This window comes from Parasedimentitalea psychrophila (assembly GCF_030285785.1).
Lineage (GTDB): Bacteria > Pseudomonadota > Alphaproteobacteria > Rhodobacterales > Rhodobacteraceae > Parasedimentitalea > Parasedimentitalea psychrophila.
The window spans coordinates 231,229-252,608 of the sequence record NZ_CP127247.1 but is presented as its reverse complement, the minus strand read 5'-3'; the positions used below and the strand labels follow the sequence as shown (position 1 = coordinate 252,608).

24 protein-coding genes are annotated in these 21,380 nt (G+C 60.8%); 15 read left to right on the top strand and 9 right to left on the bottom strand.

Going from position 1 to position 21,380, the window contains the following annotated elements; all coding sequences use genetic code 11:
• The first annotated feature begins 228 nt into the window (after positions 1–228).
• The gene (locus tag QPJ95_RS01255) at positions 229–945 is read left to right on the top strand and encodes a DUF1194 domain-containing protein (RefSeq protein ID WP_270918795.1); all 717 of its coding nucleotides are present in this window, start codon (positions 229–231) and stop codon (positions 943–945) included.
• A 59-nt stretch (positions 946–1,004) separates the two neighbouring features.
• On the opposite strand, the gene QPJ95_RS01250 is transcribed toward QPJ95_RS01255, so the two are convergent.
• The 4 genes from QPJ95_RS01250 to QPJ95_RS01235 all read right to left on the bottom strand — a co-directional run bounded on the left by QPJ95_RS01250 (position 1,005) and on the right by QPJ95_RS01235 (position 4,315).
• Positions 1,005–2,228, bottom strand: coding sequence for an MFS transporter (locus QPJ95_RS01250; protein WP_270918794.1), 1,224 nt, complete (start codon positions 2,226–2,228; stop codon positions 1,005–1,007).
• An 81-nt stretch (positions 2,229–2,309) separates the two neighbouring features.
• Complete coding sequence (locus tag QPJ95_RS01245) at positions 2,310–2,903, bottom strand: YceI family protein (protein ID WP_270918793.1); 594 nt, start codon at positions 2,901–2,903, stop codon at positions 2,310–2,312.
• Positions 2,904–3,222: 319 nt separating this feature from the next.
• Complete coding sequence (locus QPJ95_RS01240) at positions 3,223–3,852, bottom strand: ImuA family protein (protein WP_270918792.1); 630 nt, start codon at positions 3,850–3,852, stop codon at positions 3,223–3,225.
• Positions 3,853–3,913: 61 nt separating this feature from the next.
• Positions 3,914–4,315 carry a rhodanese-like domain-containing protein gene (locus QPJ95_RS01235; protein WP_270918791.1) on the bottom strand — a complete coding sequence of 134 codons (402 nt, stop codon included), beginning with the start codon at positions 4,313–4,315 and terminating at the stop codon, positions 3,914–3,916.
• A gap of 145 nt (positions 4,316–4,460) precedes the next feature.
• On the opposite strand from QPJ95_RS01235, the gene QPJ95_RS01230 reads away from it, so the two are divergent.
• A complete protein-coding gene (locus QPJ95_RS01230) occupies positions 4,461–5,504 on the top strand; it encodes an aldo/keto reductase (RefSeq protein ID WP_270918790.1) in 1,044 nt (347 codons plus the stop codon).
• Between the two features lie 158 nt (positions 5,505–5,662).
• On the opposite strand, the gene QPJ95_RS01225 is transcribed toward QPJ95_RS01230, so the two are convergent.
• Positions 5,663–6,646, bottom strand: a complete 984-nt coding sequence (locus QPJ95_RS01225) for a GlxA family transcriptional regulator (RefSeq protein ID WP_270918789.1) — start codon at positions 6,644–6,646, stop codon at positions 5,663–5,665.
• Between the two features lie 133 nt (positions 6,647–6,779).
• Here QPJ95_RS01225 and QPJ95_RS01220 point away from each other — a divergent pair, with 133 nt between their 5' ends.
• From QPJ95_RS01220 to QPJ95_RS01210, 3 genes are all read left to right on the top strand, one after another.
• Positions 6,780–7,697 carry a BKACE family enzyme gene (locus QPJ95_RS01220; RefSeq protein WP_270918788.1) on the top strand — a complete coding sequence of 306 codons (918 nt, stop codon included), beginning with the start codon at positions 6,780–6,782 and terminating at the stop codon, positions 7,695–7,697.
• A gap of 94 nt (positions 7,698–7,791) precedes the next feature.
• Positions 7,792–9,264 carry a carnitine 3-dehydrogenase gene (locus QPJ95_RS01215; protein ID WP_270918787.1) on the top strand — a complete coding sequence of 491 codons (1,473 nt, stop codon included), beginning with the start codon at positions 7,792–7,794 and terminating at the stop codon, positions 9,262–9,264.
• Positions 9,264–10,022, top strand: coding sequence for an SDR family oxidoreductase (locus QPJ95_RS01210; protein WP_270918786.1), 759 nt, complete (start codon positions 9,264–9,266; stop codon positions 10,020–10,022). The genes QPJ95_RS01215 and QPJ95_RS01210 overlap by 1 nt, the downstream gene beginning before the upstream one ends.
• A gap of 67 nt (positions 10,023–10,089) precedes the next feature.
• Here the strand turns inward: QPJ95_RS01210 and QPJ95_RS01205 are convergent, their stop codons facing one another.
• On the bottom strand, positions 10,090–10,953 hold the full coding sequence (locus QPJ95_RS01205; RefSeq protein ID WP_270918785.1) for a helix-turn-helix domain-containing protein: 864 nt from the start codon (positions 10,951–10,953) through the stop codon (positions 10,090–10,092).
• A gap of 104 nt (positions 10,954–11,057) precedes the next feature.
• Between QPJ95_RS01205 and QPJ95_RS01200 the strand changes: the two genes are divergently transcribed.
• Genes QPJ95_RS01200 through QPJ95_RS01190 form a run of 3 tightly spaced genes read left to right on the top strand, consistent with a single transcriptional unit; the run spans position 11,058 to position 13,079 of the window.
• Positions 11,058–11,264, top strand: coding sequence for a DUF2061 domain-containing protein (locus QPJ95_RS01200; protein WP_270918784.1), 207 nt, complete (start codon positions 11,058–11,060; stop codon positions 11,262–11,264).
• Complete coding sequence (locus QPJ95_RS01195) at positions 11,257–12,159, top strand: fatty acid desaturase (RefSeq protein ID WP_270918783.1); 903 nt, start codon at positions 11,257–11,259, stop codon at positions 12,157–12,159. The genes QPJ95_RS01200 and QPJ95_RS01195 overlap by 8 nt, the downstream gene beginning before the upstream one ends.
• Positions 12,160–12,176: 17 nt before the next feature.
• Positions 12,177–13,079, top strand: coding sequence for a DMT family transporter (locus QPJ95_RS01190; RefSeq protein ID WP_270918782.1), 903 nt, complete (start codon positions 12,177–12,179; stop codon positions 13,077–13,079).
• A gap of 18 nt (positions 13,080–13,097) precedes the next feature.
• Here the strand turns inward: QPJ95_RS01190 and QPJ95_RS01185 are convergent, their stop codons facing one another.
• Both QPJ95_RS01185 and QPJ95_RS01180 read right to left on the bottom strand, forming a co-directional pair.
• Positions 13,098–13,823, bottom strand: a complete 726-nt coding sequence (locus tag QPJ95_RS01185; RefSeq protein WP_270918781.1) for an NUDIX hydrolase — start codon at positions 13,821–13,823, stop codon at positions 13,098–13,100.
• Positions 13,824–13,849: 26 nt separating this feature from the next.
• Positions 13,850–14,254, bottom strand: coding sequence for a DUF983 domain-containing protein (locus tag QPJ95_RS01180; RefSeq protein ID WP_270918780.1), 405 nt, complete (start codon positions 14,252–14,254; stop codon positions 13,850–13,852).
• 239 nt (positions 14,255–14,493) lie between these two features.
• On the opposite strand from QPJ95_RS01180, the gene QPJ95_RS01175 reads away from it, so the two are divergent.
• From QPJ95_RS01175 to QPJ95_RS01160, 4 genes are all read left to right on the top strand, one after another.
• Positions 14,494–14,994 (top strand): EF-hand domain-containing protein, encoded by a 501-nt coding sequence (locus tag QPJ95_RS01175; protein ID WP_270918779.1) that lies wholly within the window; start codon positions 14,494–14,496, stop codon positions 14,992–14,994.
• A gap of 64 nt (positions 14,995–15,058) precedes the next feature.
• Positions 15,059–15,643: an RNA polymerase sigma factor gene (locus QPJ95_RS01170; protein WP_270918894.1), complete on the top strand. Its 585-nt coding sequence runs from the start codon at positions 15,059–15,061 to the stop codon at positions 15,641–15,643.
• Positions 15,636–16,025, top strand: coding sequence for a hypothetical protein (locus tag QPJ95_RS01165; protein WP_270918778.1), 390 nt, complete (start codon positions 15,636–15,638; stop codon positions 16,023–16,025). The genes QPJ95_RS01170 and QPJ95_RS01165 overlap by 8 nt, the downstream gene beginning before the upstream one ends.
• Entirely contained in the window at positions 16,022–16,504 is a 483-nt protein-coding gene (locus QPJ95_RS01160) for a periplasmic heavy metal sensor (RefSeq protein WP_270918777.1), read from the top strand. The genes QPJ95_RS01165 and QPJ95_RS01160 overlap by 4 nt, the downstream gene beginning before the upstream one ends.
• A 573-nt stretch (positions 16,505–17,077) precedes the next feature.
• On the opposite strand, the gene QPJ95_RS01155 is transcribed toward QPJ95_RS01160, so the two are convergent.
• Positions 17,078–18,490, bottom strand: coding sequence for a diguanylate cyclase domain-containing protein (locus tag QPJ95_RS01155; RefSeq protein WP_270918776.1), 1,413 nt, complete (start codon positions 18,488–18,490; stop codon positions 17,078–17,080).
• Between the two features lie 93 nt (positions 18,491–18,583).
• Here QPJ95_RS01155 and QPJ95_RS01150 point away from each other — a divergent pair, with 93 nt between their 5' ends.
• From QPJ95_RS01150 to QPJ95_RS01140, 3 genes are all read left to right on the top strand, one after another.
• Positions 18,584–18,868 carry a DUF3572 domain-containing protein gene (locus QPJ95_RS01150; RefSeq protein ID WP_270918775.1) on the top strand — a complete coding sequence of 95 codons (285 nt, stop codon included), beginning with the start codon at positions 18,584–18,586 and terminating at the stop codon, positions 18,866–18,868.
• A 39-nt stretch (positions 18,869–18,907) separates the two neighbouring features.
• Positions 18,908–19,597 carry an HAD family hydrolase gene (locus QPJ95_RS01145; RefSeq protein WP_270918774.1) on the top strand — a complete coding sequence of 230 codons (690 nt, stop codon included), beginning with the start codon at positions 18,908–18,910 and terminating at the stop codon, positions 19,595–19,597.
• Positions 19,598–19,748: 151 nt separating this feature from the next.
• Entirely contained in the window at positions 19,749–21,308 is a 1,560-nt protein-coding gene (locus QPJ95_RS01140; RefSeq protein WP_270918773.1) for a trimethylamine methyltransferase family protein, read from the top strand.
• Positions 21,309–21,380 lie beyond the last annotated feature (72 nt).

The window sequence follows — 21,380 nt, the reverse complement described above, 5'->3', positions numbered from 1 at the left end:
TCCGCCTAGCTGTCTGACAGCCCGTCTAACGCAAGTCTAAGCGGTTAGAAATCCCCCTGCGATGGGTTCCCGGATTTTCCTTGAACGGTAACGAATGGCAAAGGAAAGACAAGGGCTGCCCGAGACCAGTGCTTTCTAGCGGTTTTGACCATTCTTTTTTGGTGAACCCAGAGGTGACGGAAACCCCTTTTGCACTACTCTATAACTATGGTTAAGCCGGCCATCATATTGCGCTGGGTTGTTGCGCTTTGTTTGATGCTGTCACCACTGGCCGGGCAATCGGCCTGTCGACAGGCGTTGGCGCTTGGGCTGGATGTGTCTGCCTCGATCGACAACGGAGAATTCGAGCTTCAGATGAAAGGCCTGGCAAAGGCCATTCTGGCGCCTGAGGTGCAAGACGCCTTTTTAGTGGCCCCTGAGGCGCCGGTTAGATTGTACATCTACATTTGGGCCGGACAAGGTGGAACTTTTACAATCCTGCCGTGGACAGAGATTTCAGATCAGGCCGACCTTATTGAAGTCGCAAATGTATTGAACAGCTATACACGACAAAGGCGCTCGTCTCATACCGCGTTGGGTGAAGCAATGAGGTTTGGTCGAAATGTGCTGAAAACCCAGAACGGATGCTGGCGGTTGACGCTGGACATCTCTGGTGATGGAAAATCCAATTTTGGTATCAGCCCATCATATTTACGAGGTTCATCTTCGCTGACTGGGGTTACAATAAATGCCTTGGCCGTCGGCCAAGAGTACACGTTCCTGTTGGGGGGCAGAGACACGGAGAATGAGGATCTTGTCAACTATTTCGCGATGAATGTCATCCAAGGGCCGGATGCCTTTGTTGAAGTCGCTGTAGGATTTCCTGTTTTTGAGGAAGCAATGAAGCGAAAGTTGCTGCAAGAACTGCGGTTTTTTTACATCGGGTCGCTGGGAGAGGAGCCTTAGGCGGGCGGCGTGGACCCGGAAATTGCATCTAGGGTTGTTACTTTGGGCCGGTTGTCCCGCTATCGTTTTTCGCGGCTGCGTTTCAGCAGGCGGCCGATGATAAAGGAGGTGCGAGGGGCATAGACATATTGGGTGCGCTCCTCGGGGGTTGGTCGGGCGCGCATCCGGTTCAGCCCAAAAAGGATCAGCGCCAGATGGCCAACGGCGATCATCGCAAACAGCGCTCGCGGCCCATAGTTTTCGATCAGGGCCGAGGCTGTAAATGGGCTGGCGATGGCGCCAAGGGCAAAGAAGAACATCAGCGCGGCCGACAGCTCAACCCTTTCGTCCGACTTGGCAAAATCATGGGCATGGGCGGCCGAGACCGAAAAGATTGGGAAGGTGGTAAAGCCAAACAACCCCGCCGAGCTCATCACTGCAAGAGTGCCCATCCCAGAGGCCCAGATGGTGATGCCGCTGGACAGGATGGCGGCCACCGACAGCCAGATCAGCACCCAGCGGCGGTCGTATTTGTCGGCCAGCCAGCCCATTGGATATTGCGCCAATGCGCCGCCCAGCACAAAGGCGGCCAGGAAAAAGGCGATCTGGTCGATCTCCAGCCCGACCTCCTGGCCATAAAGCGGCCCGACCATGCGGAACGAGGCAGAGCTGAGCGCCGCCACAATCACCCCGGCCACCGCCAATGGCGAGCAGCGCCAGGCCAGTTTTGGGCGCAGCCGCGGCGCCGACGGGGTCTCGGGTTGGCTGGCGCGGGTCAGGGTCAGCGGCAGCAGCGCGGCGCAGCACAGAATGGCCAGCATGTTGTAGGATACATAGGCCGCAGGCGGCAGCACGGCGATGATCAGCTGCGCCGCCAGCGAAGCCCCCATATCGACAATCCGGTAACTGCCCATCGCTCGGCCGCGATTCTCATTGGTGACCTTGGCATTCAGCCAGGCCTCGATCACCGTATAACAGCCCGCCACGCAGAGCCCCGATGCAATCCGCATGGCAGCCCAGGCCAACGGGTTATTGGTCAGCGTATGGCCAATCAGCCCAATCGCCCCCAGCGCGGTAAAGGCGGCAAAGGCACGCGAATGGCCAACCGTGCCCATCAGCCGCGGCGACCACCAGCAACCGATAAAAAATCCCAGAAAATGAGCCGAACCCAGCAGGCCGATCTGTTCCTTGCTAAAGCCCAGGGTCAGCCCGGATATGGCATCCAGCGGCCCCACGCCGCCAGTGGACAGCTGCAACAGCACGACAGAGAGAAGCAAGGCGGCAAAGGATATGATCAGGCGCATAGCTGCGCAGAATGCCGCCAGATGGCTGACGGGCGCAATCGTTTTCGACAGCAATGTCGCATTTGACGTTTTTGCGCCGGTTTATTTGACTGCGTTGATCCGGGCGCGGATGTCCAGGATCACGGTATCTGCGACCAGATCGGGAAATCCCGAGGCGCCAAAGTCAGCGCGGCTAAGGCCGCCGCGCAACACCACATCCAATTGGCTCAGATCATCTGCCGCAGTGCCGGGTGGCCGATACAGCGCCGCTTGCAAGGTGACCGATCTGGTCACCCCGCGCAACGTCAGGTCCCCCCGTATTCGCGCCCCGTCGGATATTCGCCCCGAGTCGCCCAGGGTGATGTGGCGGGAGACAAACCGGATGGTGGGAAACTGCGCGGTGTTCAGAACGTCAGGGCCGGTCATCGCCCGGGTGATAAAGATCAGTCCGGTGCGCGACTGCGCGGCAGTCACGGTCACATCAATCCGTGACCTGGACAGGCGTTGCGGGTCAATGGTGATATCGGCCCGCTCAATCGGCATCGAACCATTTTGGGTGACGCCGTTCAGTTTGAACTTAAAGCCAACATGCGACTTGGCCGGATCCAGCTGGTAGCGGACCGGCGCGCCCAAGGCGACCGAGGGCAGGACCCAGGCGCTTGCAAGCAGGATCAGGGCGTGGCGTCTTTGAAACATACATCCTCCAGGCCGGTATTTTAAGGGGGATGGCTGCAAATTGCACCTGCTTTCCCGCAGGTCCCTGATCTGACCAAAGCGCTTGGGGCACCGCCGCTCAAATCTGACGGCGCCGCCGGTTCAGACTTGAAACCGTCCCCCAGATGGTTTCCAAGACAGTCTTCACTCCCTCGGATTATTTCCAAGACGGGCTTGGAGCTCCGCCCGTTCGATCCTGGCGGATCTCACTTCATCTGGCTAAAAATATCCCGGGGTTTGGGGCAGAGCCCCAAGTCTGTCTGGCCCCCAAGTCTGTCTGGGCAACAGGTCTGCCGGCGCCTCAGGACAAAACCGTCAGCGGCTCCTGCACCTCCTCCAGCCCGGCGCGGGGGGCGGACTGGCGCAATCGCCAGCTGCAGGGTGGCAGGGTGCGGGCGCGCAGCCGTTGCAACAGCCACTGGCGGTGCTGCTCCCGGTGGTCAGGGGCCAGATGCCAGCGGCTCTCGATGCCAGCGGCGCCGCCGCAGCCCGGTGTCAGCAGCAATCCCAGCGGCTGTGGCCCATGACGGCCGCCGTTTTGCGCCGCCAGATGCAGGCGCCGCACCGGTTTCAGGGCTGGCGGCGCCGACAGGTCCGTCACCACCAGCGGCAGCTGACCTGCGCGCAGGGCCTCTTCGGTGGCCCAGAGCAGATCGTCCTGACGGGTGGCGCGCAGAAACAAAAAACGGCTGGGGCAGGTAAAATCCATCATCCCGTCCGGGTTCAGTTGATCCGCCTCCCAGGCGGGTGAGATCCACAGCACCGGCCCTGTCATGGCTGCCGCCAGCCATAGGGCAAAGCTGCGCCGGGCAGGGCCGCAGACCTCATGGGTGCGGCCATAATCCAGGGCTATACCGTCACAGATCGAGACCTGCGGGCGGTGGTGAGACGGGGGGTGGTGAGACGGGGGGTGCAGCATGTGAGACGACATGCAGATCCCTATCATGTTCCACTTTTGTTCTCAATCGATCTATTGCGGGTCGATTTGTCCTTCAGCTCTCCTGGGGCACCACAGGGCCGCCCTGTTTGAGCCATTCGCCAAAGCCACCCTCAAGATGCATCACCGGCTTTAGCCCCATCTCCATTGCCACTTTGGCACTGAGCGCCGAGCGCCAGGCGCTGGCGCAGTAGAACACATAAGTTTTGTCCTGATTGAACACCGGTTTGTGGTAGGGGCTGTCGGGGTCGATCCAGAACTCCAGCATACCGCGCGGGCAGGAAAACGCCCCCGGGATCAGGCCTGCGCGGCGCAACTCGCGGATGTCGCGCAGGTCGATGAAGACATAATCGTCGCTGGCTACCAGCTTCTTGGCCTCGGCCACCGGCAGTCTGGTGACAACATCATTGGCTTCGGCCAGTAGCGCCTTGATGCCCTTGGTGATGATCTGCGGCATGGGGCAGTCCTTTATGGTGAAGAGGGGTTGGATACTGGCGACAGGCTGGCGGATTATTCGGGGGATCTCAAGCCATGACGTGAGGTGGTTGCGCCCGGGCACTGGACCATTAAAGTGCGCCCGACAGCAAGAAGGAACGCGCACCATGAAAATGAATCCGCTAGGCCGCACCGGCCTGCAGGTCTCGGAACTGTGTCTCGGCACAATGACCTACGGTACCCAGACCTCGCAGCAAGAGGCCCATGCGCAGATCGATTATGCGCTGGCGGCGGGGGTGAATTTTGTCGACACTGCCGAAATGTATCCGGTCAATCCGGTGCGCAAGGACACCACCGGTCGCAGTGAAGAGATCATTGGCGCGTGGAATGCCAGGACTGGCCGCCGGGGCGATTATATTCTGGCCACCAAACACTCGGGCGAGGGGCTGGGCATCGTGCGGGACGGTGCACCGATTTCAAGCCAGACCATTGCCGCAACAATCGAGGGCTCGTTGAAGCGGTTGCAGACGGATTACATCGATCTGTATCAGTTTCACTGGCCCAATCGCGGCAGCTATATGTTCCGTAAAAACTGGAGCTATGATCCCTCAACGCAGAACCGCGAAGAGACCCTGGCCAATATGGTCGATTGTCTGGAGGCGCTGCAAGCCCAGGTCGACAAGGGCAATATCCGCGCCTTTGGCCTGTCCAATGAGAGCGCCTGGGGTACCGCGCAATGGCTGCGGCTGGCGGCGGAGGCCGGGGCGCCTCGGGTGGCCTCGATCCAGAATGAATACTCGCTGCTGTGCCGGTTGTATGACACTGATCTGGCTGAGCTGAGCGTCAACGAAGATGTCGGGCTGCTGGCGTTTTCACCGCTGGCTGCCGGGTTGTTGAGTGGCAAGTATCAGGATGGCGCGGTGCCTGCTGGATCGCGCAAATCGCTGGTCCCTGGGCTGGGCGGGCGGGACGTGCCCCGGGTCTATGATGCGGTGGCGGCCTATCTGGACATTGCAGCACGGCATGGGTTGGACGTGGTTCACATGGCGCTGGCCTGGTGCCGGACAAGGCCCTTCATCGCCTCGGCGATATTCGGAGCCACCACGCAGGCGCAGCTGGAGCATCTGTTGGGCGCGGTGGATGTTCAGTTGAGTGATGAGGTTCTGAAGGAGATCGATCAGGCGCATCGGGCCCATCCGATGCCGTATTGAAGGGCGGTCTCAACAAGGGCAGTGTTAAAAAGGCAAGGGGAGGGGGCGCTGCCCCCTCTGGGCCTGTTGGCCCATTCACCCCCGGGATATTTTTGGCCAGATGAAGCGAGATCCGTCTTGGTGGAACGGGCGCCGCACCATGGCTTGGGAATGGCTGGCTAGTGCCGCAGGGGCAGGGTGGCGTCCTGACGCAGATCGCGGGCGGTGCTGCCATGGGCGGTGCGAAAGGCGCGGGCAAAGCTGGATTGCGAGGTGAAGCCGGTGGCAACGGCCACATCCATTAGCGGCAGATCGGTGTCTGTCACCAGGCGGCGGGCCTCGGCCAGGCGCAGCTGCAGGTAGTGGTCTTGCGGGGTGGTGTTCAGGCGCAGGCGGAACTGTTGCTGCAGGCTGCGCGGGCTGGTGCCCAGGTTCTCGGCGATGTGGCTGAGCGGCAGCGGTTCGTCCAACGAGGATTCCATCAGTGCATTGGCCTTGGCGGTGAGTGCGTTGTGCTTCTGGCTGCCCAGGCGGCTTTGCGGCCGGGTTGGGGCGCTGGGGCCATCATAGAGGAACAGCCCGGCGACGCGGGAGGCAAAGCCGATGCCGTGGCGCGCACCAATGATATGCAACATCATCTCGATCGCAGGGGTGGCACCGCCCGAGGTCAGGCGGCCTTCGGACAGGGTGAAGCGGTCCTGGCGGGTGTCAACCTCGGGGAAGCGGTTGGCGAAATTGTCCAGATCCTCCCAGTGGGTGGTGGCGGCATGGCCATCTAGCAAGCCGGCCTCGGCCAGCAGCCAGGGGCCGCCGTCGATGCCCGCTATCGTCGCACCGGTGGCAGCGATGCGGCGCAGACCTGCCAGCAGGCTGGGGGTGGCGTGGCGGGCCAGTTGGAAGCCGGCCACCACAATCAGCAGCTCGCAGCCCTGCAGCCGGGCCAGTGGGATGCCCGGCACTGTCAAGCCGCTGGTCAGCATTGCGGGCTCGTCGGTGGCGGTGACATAATCCCAGTCAAAGGCGTGACGCCCAGCCAGCCGGTTAGCGGCGCGCATCGGATCGACCACGGCGGCAAAAGAGAGGGTGTTGCATTCGTCCAGCACCAGCACCGCTGTTTTCAGCGGACGGTGTTCTGGTTGAAGTATGTTTTTTGCGGATTTCATCAAGTAGGATTCGCATTCTGTAAAGTTCAGGCCCCAAGGCTGGGGCAGAGTGCAGATCAGTGCAAATAGGAAACTGGGGAAGAGCCTGTGGATAACTACAGGCAAAACTCTGTACATTGCGGGGAAAAGCAAAATGCCTCTGAATATGACCAAAGACGTCTTTATCACCTGTGCGGTGACCGGCTCGGGAAGCAGCCAGGATCGCAGCCCACATGTGCCGCGCTCGCCAGCGCAAATTGCCGAAAGCGCCATTGCGGCGGCCAAAGCCGGTGCTGCCATTGTGCACTGCCATGTGCGTGATCCCGAAACCGGCGCTCCGAGCCGTGATCTGGGCCTGTACCGTGAACTCACCGATCGCATCCGCGAGTCCGAGGTGGACATGGTTCTGAACCTGACCGCTGGCATGGGCGGTGATATGGTGTTTGGCGATGTCGAGAACCCGCTGCCAGTGAATGCCGCGGGCACCGATATGATCGGCGCCACCGCGCGGATGGCGCATGTGGCGGAATGCCTGCCGGAGATCTGCACGCTGGACTGCGGCACCATGAATTTCGCCGAAGCCGATTACGTGATGACCAACACGCCCGGCATGTTGCGCAGCATGGGTCAGATGATGACCGATCTGGGTGTAAAGCCCGAGATTGAGGCCTTTGACACCGGCCATCTTTGGTTTGCCAAAGAGCTGGTGAAAGAGGGCGTGCTGGACGGTCCGGCGCTGGTGCAGCTGTGCATGGGGGTGCCATGGGGCGCGCCGAATGATCTGAACACCTTCATGGCGATGGTCAATAATGTGCCGGAGAGCTGGAACTGGTCGGCGTTCTCGCTTGGCCGTGATCAGATGGCCTATGTGGCGGCCTCAATCCTGGCGGGCGGCAATGTGCGCGTTGGGCTGGAGGACAATCTGTGGTTGGGCAAGGGTCAGCTGGCCGAGAACTGGCAGCTGGTCGAGCGCGCGGGCACCATCATTGAAAACATGGGTGCGCGGGTGATGGGTCCAGAAGCAGTGCGTGAGAAGCTGGGTCTGGTGAAGCGGGCGCCACTGGCGAAGTAAAGACCAACAAGGGTCGCGCCTGACCTTCCCGTGGGGAAGGTCAGGCGCGACCCGTGCTGCGCACGAGCCAATTAGGATCTGAGAAGGAAGCAACATGACAACAGCAGCAATTATTGGCGGCGGTGTAATCGGTGGTGGCTGGGCCGCGCGGTTCCTGCTGAACGGCTGGGACGTGCGGGTGTTTGACCCGGACCCTGAGGCCGAGCGCAAAATTGGCGAGGTGCTGGACAATGCGCGCCGCAGTCTGCCGGGCTTGGGCAATGTGGCATTGCCGTCTGAGGGAAGCCTGAGCTTTCACCCGAGCATTGCCGAGGCGGTGTCTGGCGCGACCTGGGTGCAGGAAAGCGTGCCCGAGCGGTTGGATCTGAAGCAGAAAGTCTACGGCGAGCTGCAACAACACTGTGCTGCTAACGTGGTGATTGGTTCCTCCACCAGCGGTTTTAAACCGTCGCAATTGCAGGAAGGCCACGCAAATGCCGGGCAGATCGTCGTCGCGCATCCGTTCAACCCGGTCTACCTGCTGCCGCTGATCGAACTGGTCGGCACCGAAGTAAATCCGCCCGAATTGATCGCCCGCGCCAAAGAGATCATCACTAGCATTGGCATGTACCCGCTGCACTTGCGCAAAGAAATTGATGCGCATATCGCTGATCGCTTCCTCGAGGCGGTCTGGCGTGAGGCGCTGTGGCTGGTCAAGGACGGCATCGCCTCGACCGAGGAAATCGACAACGCGATCCGTTATGGCTTTGGCATTCGCTGGGCGCAGATGGGGCTGTTTGAAACTTACCGCGTGGCGGGCGGTGAGGCCGGAATGAAACATTTCATGGCGCAGTTTGGCCCCTGCCTGACGGAACCCTGGACCAAACTGATGGATGTGCCCGAGTTCACCGACGAGCTGGTGGATCTGATCGCCGATCAGTCGGATGAGCAATCCGGCATGCATTCGATCCGCCAGTTGGAGCGCATTCGCGATGATAACCTTGTCGGTATGATGCGGGCGATGTCGGCCAATGACTGGGGTGCCGGCGCGTTGCAGAATGCGCAGGACAAGGCGCGCGAAGGCGAGGCAGGACTGCTGAGCCATGTGGACCAGATGACGGATCTGTCGCAGCCGGTGCTGACCTTGAACCGCACGGTGCCGCTGGACTGGACCGACTACAACGGTCACATGACCGAAAGTCGTTACTTGGATGCCTTTGCCCAGTCCACCGACCGGCTGATGATAATGATCGGTTGTGACGCCGACTATATCGCCTCGGGCGGCAGCTATTTTACCGCCGAAACCCATATCCGCCACATTGACGAGATCCACGCGGGCCATGCCATTCAGGTCAGAACCCAGGTGATCATGGGGGCGGGCAAGAAGATGCATCTGTGGCATGAAATGTATGAGGGTGACCGGTTGCTGGCCACCGGTGAGCACATGTTGCTGCATGTGGATCTGGCGACCCGTCGATCCGCACCGCCAGCCCCTCATGTGGAGGCGGCGCTGGTGAAGCTGGCGCAGGCGCATGCCGCGCTATCGGCGCCTGATGGTTTAGGCCGCGCTATTGGGGCACCACGATAATGGCGCGGGTTCTGATCACCGCAGGTGCCTCCGGTATTGGCCGCGCCATGGGCGAGGGATTTGCCGCAGCGGGCTACGAGGTCTGGGTTACCGATGTGAATGAGGCCGGATTGGCGGCGCTGCCATCCAGCTGGATCACCCACCGCGCCAATGCCGCCAGCGAAGACGATATGCGGGTGGTGTTTGCGGCTGTGGCTGCGGCGGGCGGCGGGCTGGATGTGCTCTGTGCCAATGCAGGCGTCGCCGGGCCAACCGCCAAGATTGAGGATGTGGCGCTGGCGGACTGGCAGGCCTGCGTTAGCGTCAATTTGGAAGGCGCGTTTCTGGCGGCGAAATACGCAACACCGATGATGAAGGCTGCGGGGGCGGGGTCGATCATCGTGACCTCCTCAACCGCAGGGCAATACGGCTATCCCAACCGGGCGCCCTATTCGGCGGCGAAATGGGCGGTGATCGGGCTGACCAAAACGCTGGCGATGGAGCTGGGCCCACACGGCATTCGCGCCAATGTGATCTGTCCGGGCGCCGTCGAAGGCCCCCGGATCGAGGGGGTGCTGGAGCGCGAAGCGGCGGCCAAGGGGATGACCCGGGATGAGGTCTATGACGGCTATGCTGCTGGCACCTCGATGGGGAGTTTTGTCGAAGCCAGTGATATTGCCAATATGGCGGTCTTTCTGGCCTCGGATGCGGCCCGTCTGGTGTCGGGGCAGGTGATCGCGGTGGATGGCCACACCGTGAACCCGGACCCAAAAGTCTAGCGGTGCCGGTGGCTCAAGTCGCTGTCGCGACTTGAGCCTGAACGCCGCCGTGTCGGCGCCGTGGGGCCTAGCCGGTGAGGCTTGCTTTAAGTGCGCGCAGGTGGTCGGGTAATTGCCTTGCGGTCAGATCGGCCTCGCGGATCAGTGTGTCAAAATGCTGGGTGAAGGTCTCGATCCGGTCGCTGTCGCGAAAGGCCATATAGTGCGAGCCGGCATAGAAGACGCAGAGCAATGGTCCAAAGATGGTCAGCGGCGACGAGTACAGCCGTTTGGCATCAAACAGATAGACTCGCAGCCGGGGATAGAGCTGGGTGCAGAGGCGCTCAAAGTTATCGAGCTGTTCAATGCGGGTCTGCAGTGGCAAGTCCTGATAATAGCCAGTGCCATGGGCAAAGCTGTGCAGCTCATAAATGGGCATGGCGATTTCATAGTCCGACTGTGACTGCCGCATCCAGGCCAGCCGGTCCTCGGAGGCGCCAATGGCCTGGCCGGCGGTGCGCCCCAGATGCGGGGTATATTCCCATTCCAGCAGGGCGCGGGTCTTCATCATATCGGGCAGGGTGGCGGGCACATGGCGGATCTTGTAGCCCGCCGCCTCGCGGTGCCAGTCAAAGATGCGGGCATCCACCAGCGCCCGCGGGGCCTCGGACAGGGACAGGGCGCCCGCCAGCAGTTCGGCCGCACTTTCGGGGCGATCAGACAGGCTGAGCAGCCAGTCGGCCGAGACCCCCAGAGCGCTGGCACAGGCGCCAACCACATGGGCGTTGGGAAGCCGGGCGCCATCGCCGCCCACCAGTTGCGAAATGGTGGAGCGATCGACGCTGATTTGTCGCGCCAGGGCGCTTTGGCTGAGGCCGCTGTCGCGCAGGGCTCGAATCAACCGTAGGCGGAATTGCTCAGCTCGGGTGCGTTTGTCGATTTTTATACTCATGTGTTCACTTAAATCACAGTTGTTTTGATTTGTTAATCATATACGGAATTCTGCACAGCGTCGCTTTACGGTACTCCTGAGGCAACTTATCGTCAGGAGGTAGAATGGAAACGCGGGTACGGTCGCTGGTCAAGGCGCTTATTTGGAATATCATCGGCTTGGGGTCGATGGCGCTGGTTGGATTTCTGGCCACCGGATCGATTGCCGTGGGTGGGGTGATCGCGCTGATCAACACCGCGATCGGGTTCACCCTGTATCTTCTGTACGAGCGGATTTGGTCGCGTATTGGCTGGGGCCGAGACCATGTCTGAACATCTGCCCAAAGGCCCGGAATGGCGCACCCTATTGCTGATCGTGGCCTGCTATGGGCTGTGGTTTGCAACCCTGTTGCTGCTGCCCGAAATCAGTCTGGTACTGGCGATTTCGGTCAGTGCCATTCTGGTCGCCTTTCACTCTTCGCTGACCCATGAGGCGCTGCATGGGCATCCTTTTCGGCTGCGGTGGTTGAACGAGACCCTGATGGCGCCTCAGCTGAACATGGCGATCCCCTATAACAGGTTTCGCGATACCCATCTGGAGCATCACCGCGATGAAAACCTGACCGATCCCTATGACGACCCGGAAAGCAATTTTCTGGACCCAGAGGTGTGGCAGCGGATGTCGCGGGGGATGCGTTGGATGTACCGGGCCAACAACACCCTGTTGGGGCGCATCCTGTTGGGGCCACTGATTGGTCAGGTCTGTTTCCTGGCCGGAGATGCCCGCGCTGCCGGGCGAGGTGAGTGGGCGGTAATCTGGGCCTGGCTGCTGCATCTGCCGGGACTGGCGCTGGTGCTGTGGGCGGTCAGTCTGACGCCGATGCCATTTTGGGCCTATGCCATCGCCGCCTACCTGGGGCTGGGACTGGTCAAAATCCGCACCTTCCTGGAGCACCGGGCCCATGACCAGATGCATGCGCGCACCGTTCTGGTCGAAGACAGTGGTCCGCTGGGCTTTCTGTTTCTCAACAATAACCTGCATGTGGTGCACCATCTGCACCCCGGCGTGCCCTGGTATGCGCTGCCGCGCCTGTACCGGGACCGCCGGGACGCGTTCAGGGATGCCAATGGGCATTATACCTATACCTGCTATGGGCAGGTGTTCCGTCGCTATTTCCTGCGTAGCAAGGATCCGGTGCCGCATCCTCTCTGGCATCCGGATGCGTAAACCGCCATAACGCCGGCATGAGTTTATGGATTCCAGTCGCGATTGCGGCCGCTACATTTCAAACCGTTCGGTTCATGCTGCAAAAGGTTCTGGCCAGTGTCACCCTGTCTGCGGCCGGGGCGACCTTTTCGCGCTTTGCCTACTCGGCACCGTTTATCCTGATCGGGCTGGCGACCTATCTTTACGTCTCAGGCCGGGCGTTTCCGGCGCTGACACCGGGGTTTTGGTTGTTTGCCACCATTGGCGGGCTGTCGCAGATCCTGGCGACGATCTGCGTGGTGGCCCTGTTCAAGCAACGCAATTTTGCCGTGGGAATCACCTTTAAGAAAACCGAAGTTATCCAGACTGCAATTGTCGGCCTGCTGGTGCTGGGCGATCAGATCAGCAACTGGGGCTGGGTGGCGATTGCCTTGGGGTTGAGCGCGGTGCTGGTGCTGTCAAAGACGCCGGGAAGCAGTGGGCCCTGGTGGCAGCATCTGACCAATAAGGCGGCAAAGCTGGGGCTGGGGTCTGGGGTGCTGTTTGCCTTTTCCGCCGTCAGCTATCGCGGTGCGTCGTTGCAACTGGGCGATCTGCAGCCTGCCTTTCGCGCAGGCGTGACCCTGGCGGTGGTGGTCAGCCTGCAATGCCTGATGATGCTGATCTGGCTGGGCTGGCGTGACCGGGATGAGATCGCCCGGGTCTGGGCCGCGCGACGGATGGCGATCTGGGTTGGCCTAACCAGCATGGGCGGTTCGTTCTGCTGGTTCTGGGCCTTTTCGATGCAGAATGCGGCTTATGTCAAGGCGCTGGGGCAGGTCGAGCTGCTGCTGTCAATTCTGGCAACAGTATTGTTTTTCAAGGAAAAAATCACCAAGCGCGAGATCATGGGGATGGCTTTGCTAGTGCTGTCGATCCTGGCTTTGGTGCTGGCGCTATAACTTGGGAGGTTTTGTCGTTCAGTCGGCAGCGGGCATTTCTTTGCCGTAGAGACGCAGGAACAGACTGGCCTCGTCGGTATTGCGGAAATAGGGCACCGAACCGGGCGGCGTCAGATCGGTGATCCGGGCGGCGACTTCGGCCAGTACCACCTCGGTTATGAACGGCAGGTCAAACTGGCGGGCCTGGGAAAGCCTGACCCATTGCAAATGGGACAGCTCGTCCGAGGCGCGGGAGAAATCATCGAGATCGGTGGCAATCTCCTCCGCGTCGACAAGGAAGAAACGGGCGTCAAACCGGCGCGGGCGACCCGGTGGGGTGAGGGCGCGGAAGACGTATTGCAAGCCGCTGGCAGTGGGCAGGTAGCCTGCCGATGCAAACTCTTGCCAATCAGCTGGGACCGCACCCGGCCAGTTGCCCAAGCTCCCCAGCACCAACCCGGTTTCCTCCCATAGCTCGCGAATGGCAGCGACCGTCAGCGCGGTTTGCAAATCACCCGGCGCCTGATCGGCAAGCCGTGTGTGACAGGTCTCGGAAATGGCAGAGGCCAGCGGCACATCCGCATCCGTTGCATCAACCGCGCCGCCGGGAAAGACAAATTTGTTGGGCATGAACGCGGCCCTGGCGCCGCGCTGGCCCATCAGAATGGCGGGGTCCGCGCCCAGCCGGTCGCGCACCACAATCACAGTGGCCGCGTTGCGCACAGCGGTCTTGTCAACAACCGGGTTATCTTGGCCTGCCGTCATGAGATCCTCATTCTGTCGTTGGCTGTTCAGGAGTTCTTTTCAAACCCATACATGCGTTTTGCCCATTGGTAAGCAATTATACCGCCCTTTAGTCTGGGCAGAAGATAGAGGGACAGAGAGACGCAGCCAATCGTAAAAATTGTGAATAAGACCAGGGGTTCAGGGCGCCAGGTGACAAAGACGAGGTGGATCAGTGGCGCCAGCAGGTGACCAACAACCAGGATGGTCAAATAGGCCGGGCCGTCATCGGCGCGGGCCTGTGACAGGTCCAGATCACAATTGTCGCAGCGCGCTTTGACCTTGAGATAGGAGTGCAGCACGGCACCTTTGCCACAGCTGGGGCATGTGCGGCGCCAGCCCTTCAACAGGGCCGGCAGGGTTGGGCGATCGTTTTCGAGGTCTGTGGCCAGCACAGTCTGAGTCTCGGTCATGATAAATCCTATATGTTTGACCCATCTTTGCGCTCTTCCTGGCTGAATTCTGGCCGGACCGAAAGGGGGCGCGGCAGCTTTGCGGTGTAATGTCGCAAATTCCGCTGCGATGTCCGGCTATTTTTGGCGCGAACCTTTTTTAGACATTTTTTTGCTCAGGGGGCGACGGAAACCCGTTGATGAGCCGTTTGACTTGCATGATCGGCGACACGGGGTCGCCACAAACGAAGGAAATTGACATGAAGAAAGCAGCTTTCATCGCGGTTATCGTAGGCACAGCCAGTATCATCGCGGCAGGATCAGTGCTGGCAAAGGGTGGCCCTGATGGCCCAGGTGGACCGGGAATGCGCATGTCTTTTGAGGAAATTGACACCGACGGCAATGGCGAGATCAGCCAGGCGGAAATGGATGCCATGAAAGGCGCCCGTTTTGCCAAGACAGATACCAATGGCGACGGTGTGGTGTCGCTTGAGGAACTGACAGCTCAGGGCGTCAAGAACGTCGCCGCGCGTGCGGAGAAAATGCTGAAGATGCGTGATGCCAATGGCGATGGGGTGCTGAGCCAGGAGGAGCTGAGCAAACCGCGCCGTGCGGGCCAGATGTTCGATCGCTTTGACGCCGACGGAAACGGCTCCATTTCGAAAGAAGAGTTCGAAGAGGCTGGCAAGCATATGCGCCAGCGCGGTAAGGGTCATCATCGCCCAGGGCAGCAGCCCGATGCAGAAACGGAGCAGAACTGATCAGCCGGACGTGTATTATAACGCTGAAATATCAAAACAGTGGCCCCCGGGAACGGGGGCGCTGATGGTGGGTGAGCCGGGTTCCAAGTTGAGCGACGACGCCTTGCTGGTGCTCTATGCCAATGGCGACGGACGCGCGGTGCAGGAGCTGACCATGCGGCTGAGCCCTCGGTGTTTTGGGGTGGCAATGCGGGTGCTGGGCAATCGGGCCGAGGCCGAGGATGTCACCCAAGAGGCGATGATGCGTCTGTGGCGCATGGCCCCGAACTGGCAGCCGGGGCAGGCGCAGCTGTCCACCTGGCTGTACCGGGTGGCGATGAACCTGTGTATTGATCTGAAGCGACGGCAACGTGGCGGATATGTTGATCTGGATGCGGTGCCGGAACCGGCCGATACCAGTCGCAGCGCCGCCGAGCAGATGCAGGATGGGGCGCGGCAAGATGCCTTGCAACTGGCGCTGATGCAATTGCCCGAGCGGCAACGACAAGCGGTGGTGCTGCGCCATATCGAAGAGTTACCCAACCCCGAAATCGCGGGGATCATGGACATTGGCGTCGAGGCGGTGGAGAGTCTGACCGCGCGGGGAAAACGGGCATTGGCGGCCATTCTGGCCGACCGACGCGAAGAGTTGGGGTATACTGATGGCTGATACGGAAAAAGCAAATCAAGCGCTTGATGACCTGTTTGCTGCAGCACGGGAAACCCCGGTGCCACTGCCGAAGCATCTGGCGACAGCAATTATGAACGACGCATTGGTGGCGCGCGCTGAAAATCTGGTGCCGGCGCCGAAACAGAACAGGCAAAGCCGAACGCGGCTGCGGGCCGGGGCCTGGCGGCAATTGATGATTGCCATCGGCGGCTTACCTGCGCTTGGCGGATTGGCTGCGGCCTGTGCCGTTGGGGTCTGGGTCGGTCTGGCGCCACCTTCCTTCCTGCCGGATCCGGCGCAATTGGTCGGGTATTCCAACAGCACCTCGGTGCCCTATACAAGTTATGACCTGGCGGTAGTGCTGGGTGAGGAGGTGCAATGAGCACAGAAAAACCGGCAAATCCGGCAAAGATGAAGCTCTGGCTGCGAATCGTGCTGGCGGGATCGCTGGGGTTGAACCTGGCCGTCGCCGGTCTGGCCGTCGGCGCCGCGGTGCGCTTTCGCGACGGGCCACAGATGCGGCCCGGACCAATGTTTGGCGTGATGTTGTTTCGCGAGTTGGACCGCGATGCGCGGCGCTCTCTGCGGCAAAAGGCCGGCGGTGAACATGGCAGTTTCCACGACCGGCTGCGTGCAGAAGGCGAGGCAATATTGACCCTGTTGCGGGCGGACCCGTTTGAACCGGATGCTCTGGCCCAGTTTATCGAGGCGCAGGCCGCCACCGGTCATCAGTTTCAGACATCGGTGCAACGGGCCTGGGTGAACAAGGTTGAGACCATGACCGCTGGCGAGCGTGCCAGCTATGCGGATGAATTGCAGGGCAGAATGCGCCGAAAGTCCGGAGCGCGGTCGCCACATTGATGGGCTTTGGCTGGCAGAGTCCAACGGCCTTTGCCAGTGCCATCTGGCGGCCCTGACCGGGCTGAGGTGATCCGGCAAAAGTATCCAGTCTGCTCAGCTGTGTCCCCCCCTTGAAACTGGATATGCAAAGGACGATGGGACGCCGATTTTCGGACAAATTTAAGGCTACATCAGCCCTGGTAGACGCCGGGCGATTGATGACCTGACCGGCGTGTTTTCTGACAAGGTAGAGAAAGCCGAGAGCAATGTAGCCAAGATCAAAACCTTCCCTCTCAGCCATGCAAACATCCGCTGTCGGGGAGTGAATGGATGGTCGGGTTTCAGGTCAAACCCGTTATCGAAAACGGGTGGGGATTTTACACCGCAGAGTGGCCGCACACTGCCCTTTAAAAAGGAACGCGAGACCCTGCATGTTTTGGTACAAGCGCGAGTGAAACAGCCGGTATCAAACCTTACAAAGATGCATCTTAGCTGAGCCGACAGCCTGTCTACAAAGGCAGGACCACATCAGTCATCGGGTTGCTCATCTGAATTTCGGATGCGACCTGGCTGGGCGCAGCGTTCAGCTTTCCTTCAGGCCGCAACCGAGCTGAGGGTGACCTGATTGCGGCCAGCATCTTTTGCGCCATATAGCGCCCGGTCGGCATCGGCGATCAGATCGGTAACGCTGGTGGGGCGGGATTTGCGGGTCGGGCCCGCGCAGGGGTCGCCGCCACCGATGGCCAGGCCAATGCTGGTGGTGACGTGGATCGGCTCGTCGATACCGGCAACCTGAAACGGAGTGGCGTTGATCTGGCGGCACAGGCGTTCAGCGATTTCGCTAGCCTGAGCGGCGCCAAGTCCGGGCATGACGATCATGAATTCCTCGCCGCCAACCCGGGCCAGCAGATCGACAGGGCGTAGCTGTTTCAGCAACCGGTTCGAGGCCTCGACCAGCACTGCGTCGCCTGCCGGATGACCGTAGCGGTCATTGACCTGCTTAAAGTGATCAAGATCGATCAGCATCAGGGCAAAATGTTCATCGCAATCAACCGCATTTCGCGCGACTCGGTCCAGGAACGGTCTGGCATAGCGGCGGTTGTACAGGCCGGTCATCGGATCCTCGACCGCAGCGCGCAGCCCATTGCGGACGGTGGCGCGCAGCCGGTCGTTGCGGGCTTTGTGCTGCAGTTGGGTCGACAGGCGCAGGGCCAATTCCTGCACATTAAAGCCGGACTGCAAAACATCATGTGCGCCACGATCCAGCGCTTCAGCCGCCACATGGGCGTCCGCCGGGCTGGGGATGGCAATCACCACCGAGTTGCGGGTTGCGGCGCGGGCCCGCAGATCGGCCAGCAACCGCAGGCCGAGGCCGGTGGCGGTCTTGGTCAGCTCAACCACAATCACGTCGGGCACCGGGTCGGTCATCAGCTGCTGGATGTCACCAATCTGATGCGGATGCAGGTGATAGGGCACCAGTGACTGCAATCTGGCGGCCCATTGCGCCGCGGTGGGGGCGTCTTGCGCTACCAGTGCCACCTTGGAATTGCGGATTTTGGCCAGGCATTCCCCCTCGGACAGCGGTTGCCCAAAGGTCTGCGCCGCCTCGTGCTGCAGGGTCAGGTCGTCGCGACTGCTGCGGCTGCGGATCAGGCTGCGAATGCGGGCCTGCAGGATCACATCGTCCAGTGGCTGGTGCAGCACGTCGTCAATGCCTGCGGACAAAGCCTCGATCCGGCTGGCGTTGTCGTTTTGGGCTGAAACCGCGATGACCGGGACGTTTGCCAGTGCCGCGTCACTCGCCAGGGCGGCGGCCACATCGACGGCACCGCCATCGGGTAATGTCATCGCCGTTAACACCAGATCAGGACAACAGCGTTGCGCCACCGACAGGGCGCTGGCAACGCTGTCGGTCTGCACCACGCGGTAGTAGGCCGCCGAGAGCTGCACCTTTAGCATAATGCGGTTGGTGGCCACGCCGTCTATGATCAGGATTGTGCCTTGCACGCGGTTCCCTTTCGCCCTTACAATTCGACTTGCCCAGAGTCTTTATGACTTGGGTTAACAAACCCTTTCCCATTCCCGTAAAAGTGTCGTTAAATGCCAAAAATCTCTCTCGCCGCCGAAACTTTAGCGCTGCAGGCACTGGGCTGGCTGGTGGGGAACGAAGACTTGTTGCCTGTCTTTCTCGGGGCTTCGGGGGCCAGCGAGGCCGATTTACGGTCGCGGGCGGCAGATCCAGAATTCCTAGGCTCGGTTCTCGACTTTCTGATGATGGATGACGCCTGGGTGATCAGTTTTTGCGATGCGCAGGGATTCTCCTATGAGTCACCGATGCAGGCCCGGATGTCGCTGCCGGGTGGTGCGCAGGTCAACTGGACCTGATAGGGAGGCGATAACCGCCGTGACCCATTAGGAGCCCCCATGCCCGTTGATGCACTTTTGTTCGACAAGGACGGAACCCTGTTCGATTTTGCAGCCACCTGGAATGTCTGGACCGAGACCCTGATTCGCGACCTGTCGCAGGGGCAGGAGGAGACCGCACAGGCGTTGGCCAAGGTGCTGGGCTACGATCTGGATGCGGGATCTTTCTATCCCGACAGCATCGCCATTGCCTGCGCCAATACGGAAATTGCCGCCGCCATAGCCCCTCTCATCGATCACATGGATCAGGCTGCGATTGAGCAGCATCTGGCACTCAGCGCCGCCACTGCGCCGTTGGCCGAGGCGGTGCCTCTGGCCGCGTTCCTTGATGATCTGCTGGCCCGTGGCAAAGTGCTGGGAGTGATGACCAATGATGCCGAGTTTTCGGCGCGCAGCCAGTTGCAGCGCACTGGGGTGCTGGGCCATTTTGCTTTTGTCGCAGGCTATGACAGTGGCCACGGCGCCAAACCGGACCCGGACCCGTTGCTGGCCTTTTGCAAGGCTGTTGGCGTCGATCCCGCCCGCACCGCCATGGTTGGGGACAGCTGCCATGACCTGGAAGCGGGCCGCGCCGCCGGTATGCGCCGAATTGGCGTGCTGACCGGGCTTGCGCAACGGGGTGATCTTGCACCGCTTGCGGATGTTGTGCTGCCGGATATCGGCCACATCCCGGCCTGGCTGGACGGCTGACAATCCGCACCTACTGGGCACTTCTGTACAGAAAATGCCCTCTGCGTCCCATTGAGCTGAAAAAACGACACTAAATGTCGTGATTGAAGCGGCGACGGCGTCGGGAATTGGGCCTGCTGGTCAGTAACAGCAGAAGATCCAGGAGGCGATGATGGCTGAGAGCTCAGGACGCAGGCGGCGCAGTGGCGGTAGGGCAGGGGCAGCCACACGGCGGGGTGCGGCCATCATCGAACAGATGCCCTGGCAGATCCCGGTCAATATCGACCGCCCCACCGAACCGTTGCCCCCCGAAGGCGTGCAGGCGATCCACGAGGGCGCCATGCGTATCCTCGAAGACATCGGCGTGGTGTTTCTGAACCCCGAGGCGCTGGCGATCTTCAAGCAGGCAGGGTGCCGGGTCGAGGGCGATCTGGTCCGCATGGACCGTGATTTTGTGATGGAGATGGTGGGCAAGGCGCCCAGTACCTTTACCATCACCCCGCGCAACACCGATCGTACGCTGCCCATTGGCGGCAATCATCTGCTGTTTGGCAATGTGTCGTCGCCGCCAAGTTACTGGGATCTGGAGCTGGGCAAGAAGGTGTCCGGCACCCGGGCGCAGTGCCAGGACCTGCTGAAACTGACCCAGTATTTCAACTGCATCCACTTTGCCGGCGGCTATCCGGTTGAACCGGTCGATATCCACGCATCGGTGCGGCACCTGGATGTGCTGTATGACAAATTGACGATCACCGACAAGGTGATGCACGCTTACTCGCTGGGCAAAGAGCGGGTGGAAGACGTGATGGAGATGGTCAAGATTGCCGGCGGGCTGAGCGAGGAAGAGTTCCAGGCCAAGCCGCGGATGTATACCAACATCAACTCGACCTCGCCGCTGAAACACGATTACCCGATGATTGACGGTTGTTTGCGGCTGGCGCGCCGCGGCCAGGCGATTGTGGTGACGCCGTTCACTCTGGCGGGGGCCATGGCGCCGGTGACCATGGCGGGCGCGGTGGCGCAGTCGATCGCCGAGGCGCTCTGTGCGATTGCGCTGTTTCAGTATGTGGCCCCCGGAACGCCCTGCGTGATCGGCACCTTTACCTCAAACGTCGACATGAAAAGCGGCGCGCCTGCCTTTGGCACACCGGAATACATGCGCTCGACCCAGATGACCGGCCAGATGGCACGGTTCTATGGTTTGCCGATGCGCTCTAGCGGTGTCTGTGCCGCCAATGTGCCGGATGGCCAGGCCATGTGGGAGACCTCGAACTCGCTCTGGGCGGCGGTGCAATCGGGCACCCATATGGTCTATCATGCGGCGGGCTGGCTGGAAGGCGGGCTGATCGCCAGCCCTGAAAAATTCATCATGGACTGCGAGGTCTTGCAGCATATCCAGCGCTATATGCAGCCTGCGATCTTTGCCACCACAGCAGACGATATTGCCTTTGACGCGATCAAGGAGGTCGGCAATGACGGCCACTTCTTTGGCACCCAGCACACCCAGGACCGATACGCCGATGCCTTCTATCAGCCGTTCCTGAGCGACTGGCGCAACTATGAGGCCTGGGAGGGTGCTGGCGGCGAATGGACCGCGCAGCGGGCGCATAAATTGTTCAAGCAGATCACCGCCGATTTCGAAGAACCACCGATGGAGGACGCGATCCGGGGGGCGTTGCAGGACTTTGTGGCCCGCCGCAAAGAGGAAGGCGGCGCGCCAACCGATTTCTAAGCGGTGGCCCTGAGCGGCTTGACGCCGGTCCGGCCATTGCATCGCATTGCAGCCGCACCCTTGATGGCATTA

Excerpts from the sequence above, each read along its gene's own strand:
- QPJ95_RS01250 (WP_270918794.1), bottom strand. The coding sequence starts at position 2,228 with ATGCGCCTGATCATATCCTTTGCCGCCTTGCTTCTCTCTGTCGTGCTG.
- QPJ95_RS01245 (WP_270918793.1), bottom strand. The coding sequence starts at position 2,903 with ATGTTTCAAAGACGCCACGCCCTGATCCTGCTTGCAAGCGCCTGGGTC.
- QPJ95_RS01240 (WP_270918792.1), bottom strand. The coding sequence starts at position 3,852 with ATGTCGTCTCACATGCTGCACCCCCCGTCTCACCACCCCCCGTCTCAC.
- QPJ95_RS01235 (WP_270918791.1), bottom strand. The coding sequence starts at position 4,315 with ATGCCGCAGATCATCACCAAGGGCATCAAGGCGCTACTGGCCGAAGCC.
- QPJ95_RS01230 (WP_270918790.1), top strand. The coding sequence starts at position 4,461 with ATGAAAATGAATCCGCTAGGCCGCACCGGCCTGCAGGTCTCGGAACTG.
- QPJ95_RS01225 (WP_270918789.1), bottom strand. The coding sequence starts at position 6,646 with ATGAAATCCGCAAAAAACATACTTCAACCAGAACACCGTCCGCTGAAA.
- QPJ95_RS01220 (WP_270918788.1), top strand. The coding sequence starts at position 6,780 with ATGCCTCTGAATATGACCAAAGACGTCTTTATCACCTGTGCGGTGACC.
- QPJ95_RS01215 (WP_270918787.1), top strand. The coding sequence starts at position 7,792 with ATGACAACAGCAGCAATTATTGGCGGCGGTGTAATCGGTGGTGGCTGG.
- QPJ95_RS01210 (WP_270918786.1), top strand. The coding sequence starts at position 9,264 with ATGGCGCGGGTTCTGATCACCGCAGGTGCCTCCGGTATTGGCCGCGCC.
- QPJ95_RS01205 (WP_270918785.1), bottom strand. The coding sequence starts at position 10,953 with ATGAGTATAAAAATCGACAAACGCACCCGAGCTGAGCAATTCCGCCTA.
- QPJ95_RS01200 (WP_270918784.1), top strand. The coding sequence starts at position 11,058 with ATGGAAACGCGGGTACGGTCGCTGGTCAAGGCGCTTATTTGGAATATC.
- QPJ95_RS01195 (WP_270918783.1), top strand. The coding sequence starts at position 11,257 with ATGTCTGAACATCTGCCCAAAGGCCCGGAATGGCGCACCCTATTGCTG.
- QPJ95_RS01190 (WP_270918782.1), top strand. The coding sequence starts at position 12,177 with ATGAGTTTATGGATTCCAGTCGCGATTGCGGCCGCTACATTTCAAACC.
- QPJ95_RS01185 (WP_270918781.1), bottom strand. The coding sequence starts at position 13,823 with ATGACGGCAGGCCAAGATAACCCGGTTGTTGACAAGACCGCTGTGCGC.
- QPJ95_RS01180 (WP_270918780.1), bottom strand. The coding sequence starts at position 14,254 with ATGACCGAGACTCAGACTGTGCTGGCCACAGACCTCGAAAACGATCGC.
- QPJ95_RS01175 (WP_270918779.1), top strand. The coding sequence starts at position 14,494 with ATGAAGAAAGCAGCTTTCATCGCGGTTATCGTAGGCACAGCCAGTATC.
- QPJ95_RS01170 (WP_270918894.1), top strand. The coding sequence starts at position 15,059 with ATGGTGGGTGAGCCGGGTTCCAAGTTGAGCGACGACGCCTTGCTGGTG.
- QPJ95_RS01165 (WP_270918778.1), top strand. The coding sequence starts at position 15,636 with ATGGCTGATACGGAAAAAGCAAATCAAGCGCTTGATGACCTGTTTGCT.
- QPJ95_RS01160 (WP_270918777.1), top strand. The coding sequence starts at position 16,022 with ATGAGCACAGAAAAACCGGCAAATCCGGCAAAGATGAAGCTCTGGCTG.
- QPJ95_RS01150 (WP_270918775.1), top strand. The coding sequence starts at position 18,584 with ATGCCAAAAATCTCTCTCGCCGCCGAAACTTTAGCGCTGCAGGCACTG.
- QPJ95_RS01145 (WP_270918774.1), top strand. The coding sequence starts at position 18,908 with ATGCCCGTTGATGCACTTTTGTTCGACAAGGACGGAACCCTGTTCGAT.
- QPJ95_RS01140 (WP_270918773.1), top strand. The coding sequence starts at position 19,749 with ATGGCTGAGAGCTCAGGACGCAGGCGGCGCAGTGGCGGTAGGGCAGGG.